Origin of the sequence: uncultured Corynebacterium sp. (assembly GCF_937999985.1) — a bacterium.
In the GTDB taxonomy this organism is placed as follows: Bacteria; Actinomycetota; Actinomycetes; order Mycobacteriales; family Mycobacteriaceae; genus Corynebacterium.
This window is the reverse complement of the sequence record NZ_CALLDG010000205.1, coordinates 1-16897: the sequence shown is the minus strand read 5'-3', so window position 1 is coordinate 16897 and position 16897 is coordinate 1. Positions and strand designations below refer to the sequence as shown.

Below are 16897 nucleotides of genomic sequence, written 5' to 3'. Positions count from 1 at the left end.
TCGACGATGACAACCACGCAAAACCCAGCGCACACAGCCAAGGGCGCGGGCACCCCAGCCGGAGGCGCTAGCGCCTCCCCTAGCACCTCCCCCGGCGCGGCCCAAGCCAAGCGCCCGCCCGGCTGGAAGGACTCCAAGAAGTACGCCTGGACTTTCAGCCTCTTCCCGGCGGCCATTCCGCTGATCGTGTGGGGCGTTGCCTCCTGGCTGAAGGCTATCAACGGCCCCGACCTGCTGATTCACATCACCTGGTGGGCCGGACCTATTGCGGTGTTTATCCTGATCCCACTGGCCGACGTCATCCTCGGCCGCGATGGCGAGAACGTACCGGAGGAATTCGTCCCCTGGCTGGAAGAAACCAAGTACTACCGGGTGGTCACGTACCTTTACTTCCCCATCATGCTGGCCAGCCTCATTGCCTGCTGCTACCTGTGGACCAGCTCGGAGCTGTCGATGATCGACCGCCTGGGCCTCGCCTGGTCGATGGGCATGAGCTCCGGCATCGGCATCGTAGCCGCCCACGAACTGGGCCACAAGAAGGGCAGCTTCGAGCGCTGGATGGGCAAGATCACCCTGGCCGTCCCCGCCTACGGGCACTTCTACATCGAGCACAACAAGGGCCACCACGTTAAGGTCGCCACCCCGGAGGACCCGGTGAGCTCCCGCATGGGCGAAAACGTCTACACCTACCTGGTTCGCTCCATCCCCCACCAGATCCCGCGCGCCTGGAATATCGAGAAGAAACGCCTGGCACGCAAGGGCAAGTCCCAATTCCACCTCAGTAATGAGGTGCTGAACGCTTGGCTGGTTACCGTGCTGGTCTGGGGCGGGCTGTTCATCGCCTTCGGCATCTACATTCTGCCGTGGATGCTCATCCAGGCCGTGCTGGGCATCGCCCTGCTGGAGTTCGTGAATTACCTGGAGCACTACGGCCTGTTGCGTCAGAAGCAGCCGGATGGCCGCTACGAGCGCTGTACCCCGGAGCATTCCTGGAACTCCGATAATCTGACCACCAATATTTTCCTCTACCAGCTGCAGCGCCACTCGGATCACCACGCGAACCCGACGCGCCGCTACCAGTCGCTGCGCTCGGATGTGAAGGCTCCGGAACTGCCGGCTGGCTATGCGACGATGATCGCCATGGCTTCGATTCCGCCGCTGTGGTTCAAGGTCATGGATAGTCGCCTAATGAAGCACTACAACTACGACGTCGCCAAGGCGAATGTCCTGCCTGGCAAGGAAGAAAAGATGGCTGCGAGGTGGCAGCGATGAGCACGACCACCCCAACCGGAACCACCATCAACCCGCCCAACCCAACCATCCACTATGTGCTTAGTGGCGTAGGGACGGCAATCGGCGCTTTCTTCCTCCTACTCGCGGTTTTGGGTTTGTTCGGCGCGCCCGCTTTGAGCAACGTCGTACCTTGGCCGCTGGTAATCAGCCTCTTCTTCCTTATCCCCGGGATCGCCGGCTTGTGGCGCGGCCCCGGCCAGCCCTCGACGTACGAAATCCCTCGTCCGAAGCAGCGCAAGTTCACCGACAAGAACCGCGCGGCCAACGCTGCTTCTAAATGACGCCCCTAGCCCCAACCCCAACCACTTCAGTCCAAGCGAAGGAGTCCCCCCATGTCCGTTTTCCAGTGCCCCGTCTGTGACTATCGATTCGATGAGGCCGTAGGCGATCCCGCCGAGGGCTTCGACCCCGGCACCCCGTGGTCCGAGGTGCCGGATGACTGGTTCTGCCCGGACTGTGGCGTCCGCGACAAAGTCGATTTCGAGCTGGTCGGCTAGTTCCAGCTAGTCGATGCTCACGCCGACCCAGATCGGCTCCGGCTCCAGAACTACTCCGAAGGCTTCGCGCACTCCGGCTCGCACGGCGCGCGCCAGCGCCACCACATCCGCGCTGGTCGCGGAACCGCGGTTGGTTAGGGCCAGGGTGTGCTTGGTGGACAGGGAGGCGCGATCATTCCCCGGCACGTGCCAGCCCTTCGCAAACCCGGCGCGTTCGATCAGCCACGCCGCCGAGAACTTGAACTGCGGCTCGCCTGCGCCCGCGTCAGCAGCCGCGCCGGCTCCAGTACCAGCACCGCCACCCTTTACCGGGTACAGGGGCATCGACTCCGCCTCGGCATCTCCGCACTTCTTCCGCACGGCGGCCACAACCGCGTCGCGCGCCTCCTCGCCAGTGACAATCGGATTCGTGAAGAAGGACCCTGCCGACCACGTATCGTGGTCCCCCGCATCCAGAACCATGCCCTTGCCCGCGCGCAGTTCCAGCACGGCCTGGCGCACGTCTGCAGCGGGCCGGCGGATCTCCCCGGCGGCAGCCTCGTCCGCATCCACGCCCAAGCGTCGCGCCAGCTCGCCGAAGCGCAGTGGCACGCTCAGCCCGTCGGTGGTTAGCTGGAACTCCACTGCCGTCACCACAGCCCGCGAAGTGAACTTCAGGTTCGAGTAGCGATACCCCAGGTCCAGGGCGGAAGGTTCCACCCACTCGAGCTCACCGCTCGTGCGGTCGTACAACTGCACGCGCCGCAGCACCTGCGCAACCTCCGCACCATACGCGCCAACGTTCTGCACAGGTGTGGCGCCCACGGAGCCAGGAATCCCGCTCAGACACTCCAACCCGCCGAGCCCGGCCTCCACCGTCGCGGCCACCAGCTGATCCCATTCAACTCCCGCGAAGGCCCGCACCAGTCCGGTCTCGCAATCAAGCAAAACGTCCCCGTCGCCCGCGCTCAACAGCACCACGACCAGCTGGGATACCTCATGCCCCTCGCCCACCACGAGGTTCGATCCACCGCCGACGACAAGCAGCGGCTGTGTGTGGGCGTCCAAAAAAGAAACGACCTGGGCGACAGCCTCCGCTGAAGAGCACTCGACAACCCCGGCGGGTGCGGCGCCGATGCGCAGGGTGGTCATTTCGGCGAAGGAACGGCTGGTCACCCGTGTGCCGGGGATGGAAACCGGGTCGGCACCGGTGCCACTGAGGCGCTCCAGAAGATGGCGTGCGCGTTCTTCGGACGTGAAATGTGCGTTATTTGTCGAATCAGTCACATCACTAAAGGTAGTCTGTTGGCATGACTACTCACAGCGAGAACACTGCAACGATTAACTTCCCCATTGAAAAGGTCTACGAGGCACTGTCCTCCGCGAACTACTGGGCATACGAGGTCGAGAACATCGGCGACGAGCCTGGCGAGGTAAACTCCTTTACCCCTGAGCCGATCGAGGCCGTCCTCTTCGAGCTGCTGCCGAAGTCCGCTCTGCCGGAGGCTGTGCGCGGCATGGTTTCCCAGGATCTGAAGCTCAAGCGCGTCGTCGAGTTCGGCCCGCTGGCTGACGGCACCACCACCGGTAAGGTCAACGCAGAGGTCAAGGGCGCACCGGTTTCCTTCTCCGCAGATGTCACCCTGAACGGCTCCGGTGACTCCACCGAGCTGAAGGCCGACTGCGCCGTGGACGTGAAGATCCCGATGATGGGCGCCGTCCTGGAGCCGAAGGTTGCCGAGTGGGTGGAGGAGTTCTTGACCCGCGAGGCCGCCCTGATCCAGAAGTGGATCAGCGACAACGCTTAAAGCCCGGCATAGGCTCTGCCTGGACCTTTAACGAAAACCTACTCACTCACCTGAAAGGCTCGGTTAACCCGCGTGGCTGACCACGCCCACAATCTCAAGGCCCGTTCGTGGAATACGGACGGGCCTGTTGGCGTCCCTACCCGCGGAACGACTGGCTACAACCGTCTGCGCAAGTCCGACCGCTGGCTGGTGGCGCAGCCGCGGGTACAGGCCCAGCTGCGGGGTGCCGTGCTGCACGAGCACCGCAACCCCGTGGCCGTCGACGTCGGCTACGGGGCTTCCCATACCACTACCTGCGAGTGGGCTCGGTGGCTGCGGACTATTGCTCCCTCGGTGGAGGTCACCGGCCTGGAGATCGAGCCTTCCCGCGTGCTCCCCGACCGCGAGGGCGTGCACTTCGCCCTCGGCGGCTTCGAGTTAGCGGGATTGCAGGCGGACGTTGTGCGCGCCTTTAACGTGCTGCGCCAATACGACGTGGACCAGGTGCAGGCCGCGTGGGACACGATGCGTGCGAACCTGCGCCCCGGTGGCGTGATCATCGAGGGCACCTGCGACGAGGTCGGCCGCCGCTCCTGCTGGGTACTCCTGGATGAGGCCGGCCCGCAGTCCCTGACTCTCGCATGGGACCCGCAGGACATCGAAAAACCCTCCGACCTGGCCGAACGCCTGCCGAAGATCCTGATTCACCGCAACACCCCCGGCCACCTCATCTACGACGTCCTCACGGAGCTCGACCGCTGCTGGGAACGCGCCGCACCCCTGGCCGTCTTTGGGCCACGGGTACGGTGGCGCTCGGCGAAGCAGGAGTTCTTGGGTTCTTTTGGTGACGCCCGCTCTCCCGCGGCGCGGCTCAACCCGCGCCGCCGCTTGGCGGATAATTCAATTACCTTGCCATGGTCAATGGTCTACGAGCCTGTGCGTTAGCTATCTGTTCGCTGCCAACTCTTGTCTTAACTATGGGCTCAAAAGTGGGCTGGGGCTAAGATACGGGTTGGCACAGCCCCGACGATAAGGAACACTGATACGGGTGACTAACCCACAAAACCCTTCACAGAATCCGTCCTCCAATGCCGGCAACGGCAGCAATGGCGCCGTCGGCGCCGGCGCTAACACCGGTGGCAACGAGAACCAGACGGCTGTCTGGAACACCAGCGGCAACAGCAACCCGAACCAGTACGGCTCTGGGTACGGCGCCCCGCGGGGACAGCAGGGCCAGGCGGGCCAGCCGAACCAGCAGCTGCAGTTTGGCCAGCCGGGGCAGCAGGGCGCCTACGGCCAGGTGGGCGCGTACGGTCAGCCACCGCAGAATATGTACCAGCAGCAGCCAAAGAAGAGCAAGCTTTGGCTGAAGGTCCTTATCGGATTCTTGCTTGTCGTTGTTTTGCTGCTGCTCCTCGCCGAGTTTGGCCTCCGCTGGTTCATGAAGGACCAGATTCAGAGCGCGTTTAGGGAGCAACAGCAGGAATCCGGCGTGTCCGAACCCGTGGATCCGGATATTTCCCTGGGCGCTTCCCCAGTGCTGCTAGGAATTGTGCAGGGCAAGATCCCCCAGATGACGGTCGACATCCCCTCCACGCTGGACATCACCTACGAGGGGCAGGATAAGTCCAAGCCCCGGATCACCGGCGAGCCCGCGGTTCACCTGGAGCTGCGGGACATGAAGATGGATACCGACAACCCCGATAACGCCGTGGTGGGCGACCTGCGACTGCGGACGGTCATTACCAAGGAGATGCTGCTGGCTCAGGCCTCCGAAAGCGCCAGCGACGGCGGTGGGGATGAGGACAACCCGCTGGCTGGGTTCCTGCAGATCACTGACGTGCGTCCCAACCCGGACAAGCAGACCCTAAGCTTCGAACTCACTGGCGGTCTGGCGACCTTCGAGGTCAAGCCAGTCATCCAAGACGGGCAGATGAAGATGGAGATGGAAAACGTCTCCCTGCTGGGTATCGACCTTCCGGAATCCTTCACCAAGGAGATGGAGTCGCAGCTGGAGGACTCCATCCCCGCTGATGTCCAGGGCGGCATGGACTTCGAATCCATCAACGTCACCGACGAGGGGCTGGAAGTAAACATGCACGGCACGGACGTTAACTTCGCCGAGCTGGACACGGGCTCCGCCACCGGCGGCTCCAGTGGCGGCAGCGGCTCTGACGGTGGCAGCGGATCCGGTGGTTCCGGCGGCAGTGACTCGGGCAATCCCGAGGACGCGGACCTTACCCGCCCCTGGAAGGAGGACGGCCCGGTCGGTTCCTCCGACATGGCCGCCTAACAGCGCCCCCTAGGCTCCCCAAGATTCTTCTAGGCGCCCAGCACCTTCGCTGCAGCGGAAACCCCCAGGCGGGTAGCTCCCGCCTCAATCATCGCCAGGGCCGCATCCCAATCGCGTATACCACCCGAGGCCTTGATTCCCACCAGGCCCGCGGCGATGCGCTCTTCCTCCCCCATGCCGAACGGCGCCAGCTTCCCCAACTTGCGCAGCTCATCGGCCATGATGCTCACAGCCTCCACGCTCGCACCACCCGCCGGGTGGAAGCCCGTGGAGGTTTTTACGTAGTCCGCCCCCGCCTGCACGCACGCGCGCACGGCAGTGCGCAGCTGCTCCTCGTCCAGCAGTGCGGACTCCACGATCACCTTCAGCACCAGCGGGTGCGGCACGGCCTCCCGCACGGTGATCAGCTCCGCCAGAAGCGCATTCTGATCCTTCGCCAGGGCCGCCGCCACGTCGATCACCACATCAATCTCTTCGGCACCCAACTGCGCGGCATAACGCGCCTCGGTGGCCTTCACCAAGGAGGCGTGCTTGCCGCTAGGGAACCCGGCTACGGTGGCGACGCGCAGCGTGGCGTCAGCACCCGAAGATCCCGAAGACACCACAGACCCCAGGGGCAGCATAGAGGGCGACACGCACACCGCGCCGCACCCCAACTCCGTGGCCTCGCGCACCAGGGCCGCCACGTCGTCGCGCGATGCTTCGGGCTTCAGTAACGTGGCATCCAGAATGGCGGCGACAGCCTCGCGGGAGACCTTAGAACGATCGAACGCAGTCACCAGGAACCACCCGAATTATCCAGCACGTCGCGGATCGCGGGGCGCACGTCCTGCCAGTAAATGCCGACGATGACCGCCGCGATGATCCACAGCAGCTCGATTGCGATGAAGAAACTCAGGATAGACAGCGCCACCGCACCGCCCATCAGCATCAACCAGTTCTGCTTCTCGCGGTCGATAACCATAAAGGCATCGTCGCGGGTGCTAGCCAGCTGCGCCAGGCCGATGGCCGCGAGGATGAAGATAGCCACCGCCAGCGCCAAGTTAATGCCCGAGTATGCGTAGTACAACGCCGTTAGAACCATGTGCATGCCACTCAGCCTAACGCAAAGATCAGCTCAGTCAGGGAGTAAATCGCCAGGCCAGCCAACGCACCCACAATCGTGCCATTCACGCGGATGAACTGCAGGTCCTTGCCCACCATCAGCTCGATCTTGTCGGAAGCCTCCTGCGCGTCCCACCGCTCAACCGTCTCGCCGATGATGCCGGTGACCTCACCCGCATAGTTATCGGCAAGGTAGCTGGCCGCGCCAACGATGCGCCGTTCTAGTTCTTCGCGCAGCTCTGGCTCTTCCTGGATACGACGCCCATACGCCTCCACCCATTGCGCAATCTGCCGGCGCAGTAGGGAATCTGGGTCGCGGGACCAGGCGGTGAGTGTTGCGCGGGTGGATTCCCACAAGCGGCCGGGCATCGCGGTGACAGGCCCGGAGGTCATGACGTCATTCTTGAAGCCCTCCACCCGGGCGATCATCTTTTCATCGTGCTGGAGGTCCTGCGAAAGCTGGTAGATGAACGAGCGCAGCTGGCGGCGGGCATCGTGGTTGGGATCTCGGCGAACGTCGCCGGTGAATTCCACCAGCTCGCGGTACACGCGGGAGCCTACGAGTTCACGGACGAAGCGAGGTGCCCAAGACGGGGTGCGCTCATCGATGAGGCGGACAACGAAGTCTTCGGAGGTGCGGGCCTTGTCGTCCATCCAAATGACGATTGCGTCGACTGCGGGTTCAGTGCGGCCTTCCTCGATCAGTTGCTCCAGGCCGCGGCCCAGCGGCGGGCCCCAGGTGGGTTCGCTGAGCTTGTCGATGACCAGGGCGCGGAGGACTTGCTCTGCTTCCTGAGGGTTGATGCCGTTAACTGTGAGATCGATGATTTTTCCGGCCTCCTGCGAGACTCGGTTGGCGCCGCCGTCGTTGACAACCCAATCGCTGGCACGCTCCGGGATTCGCGCCTTGCGGAGCTTATCGCTGATGAGGGCGGCATTGAGGAAGTTCTCCCCCACGAACTCGCTGAGTGCGTGGCCGACCTGGTCTTTCTTCCGCTTGATGATGGCCGTGTGCGGGATGGGGATGTGCAGCGGATGGCGGAACAGGGCAGTGACGGCGAACCAGTCGGCGAGAGCACCGACCATGCCGGCTTCGCTGGCTGCGCGGACGTAGCCGATCCAGGCGCCGGGGTTGCCCTGGTATTCAAGCCAGCGCATGGCCACGTAGATGAGGGTCGCGATGACTAGCAGACCGGTGGCGATGGCCTTGTGTTTGCGCAGTTCCGCCCTGCGGGCGGCCTCGGTAGCCGGATCGGGACCCGGGACCTGGGACAGCGGTGAGTCCAAGTGTGGTGATGCCTGGGCGGCCTGTGGCGATGACGGCCTGGGGGTCTGGGGCGATGTTGGCTGGGCCGCTGGTTGCTGCTGATGCACAGGCTCGGGTCGGCCTGATGCAGTGGGGTTTTCGGAAGCAGTCATTGTTCAATTATGGCACCACTTGGGGCGTCAACATGGGTCCCGCTGGGCACCAGCGATCCCCGCATGTGTTGGCCGCCAGAGCAGGTATACGGCTGCGATGTCGCTAGATCGGGAATGTGTTAAAGACAACCCTTCTCATCTATCCAAAACGCCTGGTCAAAGCGTTGACTATTTTTGGCGGTTGGGAAGCTGGGCGTACACATTCCCGTTCTAACGACATTCCCCATTAGCCAATGCACAACCACATTGGGCGAAGCAAGACCGCGCCACCCAAACAGGCGACGCGGTCTGCGCAAATGGAGGTGTATACAAGCACCGGCAGGCGGTGCTTAGCAGTAGCTAGCCGACGCTAGATGATGCGGCCGGAACGTTTCTTGTAGTCGCGGTAGTTCTTGCGACCTGCGTGAATACACGCAGAGCCAACAACTACAGCAACAACGGACATTACAACGCCGATAATCAGGTACGTCATGCCGTTTTCCTGAGTCCCGGACATGTTGGTAGCCAGACCGAACACGATGGTACCCAGACCCGGCATCAGCAGCAGCCAAAAGCCCATGCCGATCCAAGTGAGGGAGCGCTGCAGCGAAGAGTGCGGCGCATCAAAGCTGGACGGCTGGTAGCCATCAACGTAGTAACGCTCCATGTGCAGGTTCTCACTGAGTGCCATGGTTCTCTCCTACTTTCTGATACTTGTCTTGGAGTTGATCTTAGTCATCCTTGCCGCGGAAAGCGGCACGGGTGCGTTCCTTTGTGATAGCTGACACAGCCGTCAGCGGGATACCCGCCGGGCAAACGTCAGCACACTCGCCGTACAGCGAGCAAGGACCGAAAGTACCCTCGATCTCATCAACCATCTTGCGGGCGCGCTTGCCGCGCTCCTCACGCCCCATCGGGGACAGCGTCAGGTGCACCAGCTTCGCGCCGGTGAACAGGTGAGCTGCACCGTTCGGGCAAGCTGCAACACAGGCGCCACAGCCGATGCAGGCTGCGTGGTCCAGTGCCTTCTCGGCGTCGGAGTGGTTCACCAGCAGGGAGTCGGCATCCGGGGCGGTGCCGGCCATTACGGACACGAAGCCACCCTTCTCCATCACGCGATCCAGTGCGGAACGGTCGACGACCATGTCCTTGATAACCGGGTACGCAGCGGAACGCAGCGGCTCCAGCTTGATGGTGTCGCCATCGTTGAAGGAAACCAGGCGCTGCTGGCAGGCCGGCTTGTTCTGGTCCGGGCCGTGGGGGCGGTCGTTGACCATCAGGCCACAGGTACCACAGATACCCTCACGGCAGTCCGAGGCGAAGGCAAAGGGCTCCTTGCCGTCCTCAACGTACTTGTTGTTTACGTGGTCGAGCAGCTCCAGGATGGACATCTGCTCTGCAGCGTCGTCAACGTCAACAGACTCGAAGTGGCCTTCGGCATTCGGGCCCGCCTGACGCCAGATTTCAAGATGCAGTTTCATTACTTGTAATTCCTTGTCATCAGCGGGATACGGTCGAAGTACAGGGGCTCGGAGTGGCGGATGAACTTGTTCTCGCCATTCGGCTCCCAGGCGGAGACGAAGCACCAGTTGTCATCGTCACGCTCTGCCTCGCCGTCTTCGGACAGGTGGTCATCGCGGTAGTGGGCACCACAGGACTCGTCGCGGTCCAGTGCGTCCACGCACATCAGCTCACCCAGATCCAGGTAGTCGGCAACGCGGGTTGCGTACTCCAGGGTCTGGTTCATTTCCTCGGTACCGCCCGGGATGTGGACGTTCGCCCAGAAGTCCTTGCGCAGGGCGCGGATCTTCTCGATGCCGTCCTTCATGTCCTTCACGTTGCGGGACACACCACAGGAGAAGTACAGGATCTCGCCCAGCTGGCGGTGGTAGTACTCCGGACCGTGCGGGTTGTCGCCCTTGATGGTGGTCAGACGTTCGATGCGGTCCTTAGCACGCTGCAGGGCTTCCTGAGCTGCCGGGGAATCGGCGGCCGGAATCTCCTCGCCCAGGTGCGGTGCCAGGTAGTTCGGGATGGTGAACGGCAGGGTGAACCAGCCCTCCACAGAGGAGGACAGCAGGGAGTTAGCACCCAGGCGGTTCGCGCCGTGGTACATCCAGGAGGACTCGCCAGAGCAGAACAGACCGTCGATGGACGTCATCTCGTTGAAGTCAGTCCACAGGCCACCCATGGTGTAGTGGCAGGTCGGGGCAATGCGCATCGGGGTCTCGTAAGCGGACTCGCCGATGGCCTCTTCGTACATCTGGATCAGGTTGGAGTAGCGCTCGCGGATCGTGTCCTTGCCCAGGCGCTGGATAGCGTCACCCAGATCCAGGTACACGGAGTTCTTCATCGGGCCCACACCGTAGCCAGCGTTAATCTGCTGAGCGTTGGCGCGGGAAGCGATGTCACGCGGAACCAGGTTGCCGAAGGCCGGGTAGCGGCGCTCCAGGAAGTAGTCGCGCTCGTCCTCCGGGATGTCGTTCGGCTTGCGGTCGTCGCCCTTCTTCTTCGGAGTCCAGATGCGGCCGTCGTTACGCAGCGACTCGGACATCAGGATCGTCTTGGACTGCCAGGTGGAGTTCACCGGCAGGCCCGTCGGGTGGAACTGCACAAAGGACGGGGACGCCATGTATGCACCCAGCTCGTAGGCGCGCATGATGGCCGAGGCGTTGGAGTTCTTGGCCAGCGTGGACATGTGGTACACGTTGCCGTAACCGCCGGTGGCCAGCACGGTTGCGTGGCCGGTGTGAGCCTTCAGCTCGCCGGTTAGCAGGTTGCGCATGATCACGCCCTCACAGCGGCCATTGTTAACGATCAGGTCAACCAGGTCGTTGTGGGTGAAGATCTCCACGTGGCCGGCACCGATCTGGCGGTACAGCGCAGAGGTGGTGGCCAGCTGCAGCTGCTGACCCGTTTGGCCACGGGTGTAGTAGGTGCGGGAGACCTGAACGCCACCGAAGGAACGGGTTGCCAGGGTGCCGCCGTACTCGCGGGAGAACGGCGCGCCGACAGCGTTCATGTGGTCGATAACCTTCGGGGACTCCATAGCCAGGCGCCAGCAGTCGTTCTCGCGGCAACGGTAGTCGCCGCCCTTGACCGTGTCCTTAGCGTGCAGGTAGGTGGAGTCGTTATCCAGCTTCTTACCGCGGGAGGAGTTCACACCACCCTGCGCAGCAATGGAGTGCGCGCGGCGCGGGGAGTCGTGGTAGGTGAACACCTTGACGTCGTATCCCAGCTCGCCGAGTGCGGCGGCTGCAGCGCCACCGGCCAGGCCGGTGCCGACGATGAGGATGCGGAACTTGTTGCGGTTCAGCGGAGACACCATTCCGAAGTGCTCCTTCGCATACTGCCACTGCTTGTCCTGGCCGACTACGTGGGGTGCGTTGTCCTTCAGAACCTTGCCGACGGTCACGCCCTCGACGACGGATTCCGGCGCAGTGAAAGCGGCGACGGCCTTGTCGTAGTCGAAGTCCGCGGTCTGATTGTGCGGGTGGTTAGTTACTTCGCTCATTTAACTCTCTTCTCCTTGTAACCAGACTCGCCGTTATTGCCCAGCCGGGACGAACGGGACCTGATCAACCAACCCAAACATCACAGCCAGCGGGATGGAGATGTTGCCGATCATTACGATCGCGGGCAGCAGGTAAGCGATCCACAGCATGACCTTGCGGGTGCGGTGGCCGGTGATGCCCAGGTCCGAGGTGGCAGTCCAGATGCCGTGGGACAGGTGCATGAAAAGGATCAGCATCGCCAGGATGTAGAAGATAGCTACAGCCGGGCGGTCGAAGGACGCAATCAGGTTCTGGTAGGCAGCGTGTGCGCCGTCAGTCGGCCCCTGGAAGTCCTCGGAAGCGACCGGCTTTACACCCATCGTCAGATCCAGGATGTGGAAGATGATGAACAGCAGCAGCACGATGCCGGTGACGATCATGCTGCGGGCGGTAAAGGTGTTCCAGCTGCTGACCATTCCCTTGCGGCGGTAACGACCGCGGGACTGGTGGGCACGGCTGGTCAGTGCAAATGCGCACCATACGTGCAGGATCAGGCATACCAGCAGCACGATACGAGCAACCCACAGGAAGGACTCGTGCGGCAGCAGCGGGTAGCCGAATTCACGCAGGAAGTCGGCGTAGGTGTTGAAGGATTCGGCCCCCATGTAAACCTTCAGGTTTCCAACCATGTGAACCAGGACGAATAGCGCAAAGATGATGCCCGTGATGGCCATCGTCAGCTTCATCGCCCACGAAGGGAAGCCTGGCTTCTCGCGCAGGCTCGAAGTTCTCAGTTTTCCGTGAGCGATTGCCTCACGGTCGTCATATTTAACAGTCATGGCACCTCCAGTGTCATAGACACTGTATGTGCTTTAGCCCCCCTCGGACTACTCGTGTACCTGCATATTCCCACTCTTACACCCCGTTATGGGGTATAGCATTTCCGCAATACAAACCTTGCAAAAATACCCATAACGGTACGACCGTACTGTTAGATTCCCCCTAAGAGGCTGTTACCGCGCGGCGTCACACTGGTCACACGGTTTTCGGGGGTCGCCCTGTTTCTTTCGTATTGACGCCACGCCCCAACCGCCGCACACCCAGCACCTACCTCACAGGGAATGTGGGGGTGGCGGCGCGCACTGGCGGTGGGCGTCAGAAAATATATATTTTTATAGGTTTACCCGGTGGTCCGGAGAGACAGGCGAAGAACTGCCGTCAGCAGCACCTGCAGCACCGGCACCGTTGGCCTCATCTGCTCCGTCGGCGCGGTGTTCACTGAGCAGCGTCGCACCCTTCACAACGACGGGCTCATGGCCGACGACGACCTCCTCGCCCATAACCCAGATCGGACCGACCTTGCGGTCGCCCTCCTCTAGCACCAGCTCGACCTCGCCGGGGCGAACCTCCACGCGCAGGCGCTCGCCGTACAGGGTGATGTGGTAGGTCAGGGACTCCCAGTCGTCCGGCAGGCGTGGGTCGATAGTGAACTGCCCATAGAAATCGCGGAACCCGCCGAAGCCATTGGTCAGCGCCGTCCACGCACCACCGCACGAGGCGATGTGCACGCCGTCGGAGGCGTTGTGGTGCAGGTCGCCCATGTCCACGAACAGACCGCGGTAGAAGAACTCCTCGGCCTTGTCCTTGTAGCCCAGCTCCGCGGCGATGATGGACTGCACGACGGCCGACAGGGTGGAATCTCCCGTGGTCAGGATGTCGTAGTAGTCGTAGTCCGCGCGCTTGACCTCGGTGGAGAAGCGCTGCCCCTGCAGGAACAGTGCCAGCACCACGTCAGCCTGCTTCAAAATCTGATAGCGGTAGATCGTCAGCGGGTGGTAGTGCAGCAGCAGCGGGCGCTTCGGGCCGACCTCCGGATCGTCCAGGTCCCAGATGCGGCGATGCAGGAACTGGTCGTCCTGGGGGTTTACCTTCAGCTCGTCGTTGTACGGGATGTACATGCACTCGGCAGCCTTGCGCCAGAGGTCCACCTCGGCCTGCGTAATGTGCTTCAGGTTCTGCAGGTTGCGGTATTCCTCCGGGCGCTCCTTTTCCGTCTGGCGTACGACTGCCGCCGCGACCTCCAGGTTGTACTGGGCCATCACGTTTGTGTACAGGTTGTTGTTCACCACGGTCGTGTACTCGTCCGGGCCAGTCACGGAGTGGATCTCGAACTTATCCTGCTTGCTGTTGAAGAAGCCGATGGACATCCAGAACCGTGCAGTCTCCACTAGAAGGCTGATGCCCTGCTGCAGCAGAAACTCCGTATCGCCGGTTGCGTAGACATACTTCATCAGCGCAAACGCGATGTCGGCATCGATGTGGTACTGCGCGGTTCCCGCCGCGTAGTAGGCCGAGGATTCCTGACCGTTGATGGTGCGCCACGGGAACAGGGCGCCGTCGTGCGACAACTCCAGCGCGCGCTGCTTGGCCGCGGGCAGCATGTCATAGCGGAAGCGCAGGGCGTTGCGCGCCAGGTTGGGGTTGGTGTAGCACAGGAACGGCATCACGTAGATCTCCGTATCCCAGAAATAGTGGCCGCCGTAGCCGGAGCCGGTCATGCCCTTTGCCGGCACACCGTTGGTCTCCGCGCGGGCGGAGGCCTGGATCAGCTGGAAGATATTCCAGCGCACCGCCTGCTGCAGCGCGGGCTGGCCGGCGATGCGCACGTCGGAGCGCTCCCAGAAGCGAGCCAGCCACTCGGCCTGGTTATCCATCAGGTTCTGAAAGCCCACCGACTTCGCACGGTTGATGGTGCGCGCGCAGCGGAACGCGAGCTCCTGCGGGGCCACGTGGCGGGAAGAGTGATACGCCGTGAACTTCTCCAGGCGCATCTTCATCCCCTTCTTACCGTTCAGGTGGTACGTCACGCGAGCAACGTCCTCTTCCACCTCCGTGGAGACCTCCACTCCGGTGTCCACGCCCGTGTCCGTCTCATCCGAGGGGTTGTCGATGTCGAGGATGTGGTCCATAGAAACCGTCACGGTCATGCCCGAGTGGTTGATCTGATAGCCCAACGTGGCGCGCTCCGGCTCCGCGCTGGACTGGTACTTCGGGATGAACACGCGATCCTGGAACTGCTCGCCCTTGCGCGGGTCGAAGCCCTCCTCGCCGGCCACGCGAGCGTTATTATCCGGGAACTCGCCCTGGCCATCCTCGCGGTTCAGCAACTGGGAAGAGACCACAACGGCGGCCGGCGCATCCAGCAGCTCGACCTCCAGGGATTGCAGTGCCAGGTGGCGTTCCTGAAAGCTCACCATGCGCTCGGAGGTCACGCGCACGTGCTTGCCGCCCGGAGTGCGCCAGACCAGGCTGCGGCGCAGCACGCCCTCGCGGAAGTCCAGGCTGCGGTTGTATTCCATGACCTCTGCATTGCCCAGGCGCAGCGGCTCGTCGTCGATGTACAGTCGCATGGCCTTCGCATCCGGCACCGAGACGATGCTCTGCCCCGTACGCGCCAGGCCGTAGGCGTCCTCCGCGTGCTCGATGTCCCAGGTCTCATGCACGCCATTGATAAATGTTCCGTGAGTCTTGGAATCGCGCCCCTCTTCCGGGTTGCCGCGCAGCCCCAGGTAGCCGTTGGACAGCGCGAAGAGGGTTTCGGAAACACCAAGGTCCATGGAGTTCGGACGGGTCTCGATCAGCGCCCATTCGTCAACCGGGTTGTTATTACGGTCCACAGACTCCAGCGGATCGACGGCGCTGTGTTTCCGGTCGGCGCGGAAGCCCTCCGCACGCAGATCGCCACCGTCGACCGGTCGCTTATAACCCGGCTCCGCTCCCTCTCGGCGAGTTGCTAGGAAGTCCTTCAGCCGCTGGTCTTCCGGGCTGCGCTTGGTCTGTCGTTGCGCGTTGATTCCCATAGTGTTTCCGGTTTCTCCGTCTAGTTCTGTCTAGTTCCGTCTACTTCTTTATAAGCCTGCGTAAGCCTATGTAAACCTGCGTAAGTCTTTGCAGTTCTGTGCCGGTTGTTCGTCTAAAGGCTCAGCGTGTAAAGGTTCTGCGTGTTAGCCCCCGGCCACGTACTCTAGCCCAGCAGGTCCGCCAGATCGTCGACCACGATGTCCGCGCCGCGTTCGTGCAGCGCCTCCGCGCCCGCCCCGCGATCCACGCCGATCACCAGCCCGAACTTGCCGGCCTTTCCACTGGCCACACCACTGGTGGCGTCCTCCACCACCACCGCGTTCTCTGCACTGGCGCCGAGCTGCTGTGCGCCATACAGGTACGTATCTGGTGCGGGCTTACCCGGCAGGTTCTTTTCGGACGCCACCACGCCATCCACAACAACCTCAAACCGATCGAGCAGCCCCGCCGCCTTAAGCACCGGGCGGGCGTTCTTCGAGGAGGAGACGATAGCGATTTGCGGAGCCTTCTCCCCCGCTGCGACGCGATCCTGGATGGCATCCAGCAGCCGCACGGAGCCCTCGTAGGCCTGCATGCCTTCCTCCACCAGCTTCAGGAAGTCCGCGTTCTTGCGAGCTCCCAGTCCGTGGATCGTGTCCTGATCCGCGTTATCGTCCGGGTTGCCCTCCGGAACCTCAATGTCACGGCTGGCCAGCAGGGCGGCCACGCCCTCGTCGCGGCGGCGGCCATCCAGGTAGTCAAAGTAATCCTGCTCGGTGTAGGGCTTGGCTCCCTTGGCCTCCAGGAACGCACTGAACATCCGTGCCCACGCCTGACGGTGGAGCTCTGCGGTCGGGGTGATCACACCGTCGAGGTCGAAAAGTACGGCGTCAAAATCAAAAAGAGATCGGGCGGGCGGGGTGCCAAAGGTGGTGACGGACAAAGTCGGGCTCCTTCCGGGACGCCTTGGTACATGTGCGTTCGTACGTGCGTGTTCGTGTGTCCACCAGTCTAACCAGGGGTCGGACAACTGTCCGTGTAAGGAAGTTGCAAGGAAGCTGCACGGAATTGGGCATAGGAAAACCGCCGAGTGAGGCGGGCTCACACCGGCGGTTAGATCCTTAACGCTTCAGGCAGCGTTAGCCTCGCGCGAGGCTTTAGGCGATGCCGTTTTTAGCCTTGAACTCCAAACGACGGGCGTGCAGGATCGGC

16 protein-coding genes are annotated in these 16897 nt (G+C 62.6%); 6 read left to right on the top strand and 10 right to left on the bottom strand.

Features of this window, described 5'->3' with window-relative positions:
- Positions 1 to 6: 6 nt before the first annotated feature.
- From Q0331_RS10255 to Q0331_RS10245, 3 genes are read left to right on the top strand one after another with little or no spacing between them, the layout of a single operon-like run.
- A complete protein-coding gene (locus Q0331_RS10255; RefSeq protein ID WP_298076248.1) occupies positions 7 to 1272 on the top strand; it encodes an alkane 1-monooxygenase in 1266 nt (421 codons plus the stop codon).
- Positions 1269 to 1574, top strand: coding sequence for a hypothetical protein (locus Q0331_RS10250; protein ID WP_298076247.1), 306 nt, complete (start codon positions 1269 to 1271; stop codon positions 1572 to 1574). The genes Q0331_RS10255 and Q0331_RS10250 overlap by 4 nt, the downstream gene beginning before the upstream one ends.
- A gap of 51 nt (positions 1575 to 1625) precedes the next feature.
- A complete protein-coding gene (locus Q0331_RS10245) occupies positions 1626 to 1790 on the top strand; it encodes a rubredoxin (RefSeq protein WP_239198925.1) in 165 nt (54 codons plus the stop codon).
- Positions 1791 to 1796: 6 nt separating this feature from the next.
- Here Q0331_RS10245 and Q0331_RS10240 read toward each other — a convergent pair whose 3' ends face one another.
- Positions 1797 to 3056, bottom strand: coding sequence for a UDP-N-acetylmuramate dehydrogenase (locus tag Q0331_RS10240; RefSeq protein ID WP_298076246.1), 1260 nt, complete (start codon positions 3054 to 3056; stop codon positions 1797 to 1799).
- Between the two features lie 23 nt (positions 3057 to 3079).
- Between Q0331_RS10240 and Q0331_RS10235 the strand changes: the two genes are divergently transcribed.
- The 3 genes from Q0331_RS10235 to Q0331_RS10225 all read left to right on the top strand — a co-directional run bounded on the left by Q0331_RS10235 (position 3080) and on the right by Q0331_RS10225 (position 5849).
- Positions 3080 to 3577 carry a DUF2505 domain-containing protein gene (locus tag Q0331_RS10235; protein ID WP_005292171.1) on the top strand — a complete coding sequence of 166 codons (498 nt, stop codon included), beginning with the start codon at positions 3080 to 3082 and terminating at the stop codon, positions 3575 to 3577.
- Between the two features lie 72 nt (positions 3578 to 3649).
- Positions 3650 to 4501 (top strand): class I SAM-dependent methyltransferase, encoded by an 852-nt coding sequence (locus Q0331_RS10230; RefSeq protein WP_298076244.1) that lies wholly within the window; start codon positions 3650 to 3652, stop codon positions 4499 to 4501.
- A gap of 103 nt (positions 4502 to 4604) precedes the next feature.
- Positions 4605 to 5849: a DUF2993 domain-containing protein gene (locus Q0331_RS10225; RefSeq protein WP_298076243.1), complete on the top strand. Its 1245-nt coding sequence runs from the start codon at positions 4605 to 4607 to the stop codon at positions 5847 to 5849.
- Positions 5850 to 5878: 29 nt separating this feature from the next.
- Here the strand turns inward: Q0331_RS10225 and deoC are convergent, their stop codons facing one another.
- The 9 genes from deoC to Q0331_RS10180 form a co-directional block, all read right to left on the bottom strand.
- Positions 5879 to 6628, bottom strand: coding sequence for a deoxyribose-phosphate aldolase (gene deoC / locus Q0331_RS10220; RefSeq protein ID WP_298076242.1), 750 nt, complete (start codon positions 6626 to 6628; stop codon positions 5879 to 5881).
- Positions 6625 to 6939, bottom strand: coding sequence for a DUF2516 family protein (locus Q0331_RS10215; protein ID WP_298076241.1), 315 nt, complete (start codon positions 6937 to 6939; stop codon positions 6625 to 6627). Before Q0331_RS10215 ends, deoC begins: the two co-directional genes overlap by 4 nt.
- 5 nt (positions 6940 to 6944) lie before the next feature.
- A complete protein-coding gene (locus Q0331_RS10210; protein ID WP_367274984.1) occupies positions 6945 to 8240 on the bottom strand; it encodes a DUF445 domain-containing protein in 1296 nt (431 codons plus the stop codon).
- A 481-nt stretch (positions 8241 to 8721) separates the two neighbouring features.
- Positions 8722 to 9042, bottom strand: coding sequence for a hypothetical protein (locus tag Q0331_RS10205; RefSeq protein WP_298076239.1), 321 nt, complete (start codon positions 9040 to 9042; stop codon positions 8722 to 8724).
- A 40-nt stretch (positions 9043 to 9082) separates the two neighbouring features.
- Positions 9083 to 9832: a succinate dehydrogenase/fumarate reductase iron-sulfur subunit gene (locus Q0331_RS10200; RefSeq protein WP_298076238.1), complete on the bottom strand. Its 750-nt coding sequence runs from the start codon at positions 9830 to 9832 to the stop codon at positions 9083 to 9085.
- Positions 9832 to 11865 (bottom strand): fumarate reductase/succinate dehydrogenase flavoprotein subunit, encoded by a 2034-nt coding sequence (locus Q0331_RS10195; protein WP_298076237.1) that lies wholly within the window; start codon positions 11863 to 11865, stop codon positions 9832 to 9834. The genes Q0331_RS10200 and Q0331_RS10195 overlap by 1 nt, the downstream gene beginning before the upstream one ends.
- 33 nt (positions 11866 to 11898) lie before the next feature.
- Entirely contained in the window at positions 11899 to 12684 is a 786-nt protein-coding gene (locus Q0331_RS10190; protein WP_034985206.1) for a succinate dehydrogenase cytochrome b subunit, read from the bottom strand.
- Between the two features lie 333 nt (positions 12685 to 13017).
- Positions 13018 to 15705 (bottom strand): glycoside hydrolase family 65 protein, encoded by a 2688-nt coding sequence (locus Q0331_RS10185; protein WP_298076236.1) that lies wholly within the window; start codon positions 15703 to 15705, stop codon positions 13018 to 13020.
- 164 nt (positions 15706 to 15869) lie between these two features.
- Entirely contained in the window at positions 15870 to 16628 is a 759-nt protein-coding gene (locus Q0331_RS10180) for an HAD family phosphatase (RefSeq protein WP_298076235.1), read from the bottom strand.
- Between the last annotated feature and the right edge of the window lie 269 nt (positions 16629 to 16897).

What these genes read in the sequence shown, in the direction of transcription:
- Q0331_RS10255 (WP_298076248.1), top strand. Translation starts at nt 7, where the DNA reads ATGACAACCACGCAAAACCCAGCGCACACAGCCAAGGGCGCGGGCACC.
- Q0331_RS10250 (WP_298076247.1), top strand. Translation starts at nt 1,269, where the DNA reads ATGAGCACGACCACCCCAACCGGAACCACCATCAACCCGCCCAACCCA.
- Q0331_RS10245 (WP_239198925.1), top strand. Translation starts at nt 1,626, where the DNA reads ATGTCCGTTTTCCAGTGCCCCGTCTGTGACTATCGATTCGATGAGGCC.
- Q0331_RS10235 (WP_005292171.1), top strand. Translation starts at nt 3,080, where the DNA reads ATGACTACTCACAGCGAGAACACTGCAACGATTAACTTCCCCATTGAA.
- Q0331_RS10215 (WP_298076241.1), bottom strand. Translation starts at nt 6,939, where the DNA reads ATGCACATGGTTCTAACGGCGTTGTACTACGCATACTCGGGCATTAAC.
- Q0331_RS10205 (WP_298076239.1), bottom strand. Translation starts at nt 9,042, where the DNA reads ATGGCACTCAGTGAGAACCTGCACATGGAGCGTTACTACGTTGATGGC.
- Q0331_RS10200 (WP_298076238.1), bottom strand. Translation starts at nt 9,832, where the DNA reads ATGAAACTGCATCTTGAAATCTGGCGTCAGGCGGGCCCGAATGCCGAA.
- Q0331_RS10195 (WP_298076237.1), bottom strand. Translation starts at nt 11,865, where the DNA reads ATGAGCGAAGTAACTAACCACCCGCACAATCAGACCGCGGACTTCGAC.
- Q0331_RS10190 (WP_034985206.1), bottom strand. Translation starts at nt 12,684, where the DNA reads ATGACTGTTAAATATGACGACCGTGAGGCAATCGCTCACGGAAAACTG.
- Q0331_RS10185 (WP_298076236.1), bottom strand. Translation starts at nt 15,705, where the DNA reads ATGGGAATCAACGCGCAACGACAGACCAAGCGCAGCCCGGAAGACCAG.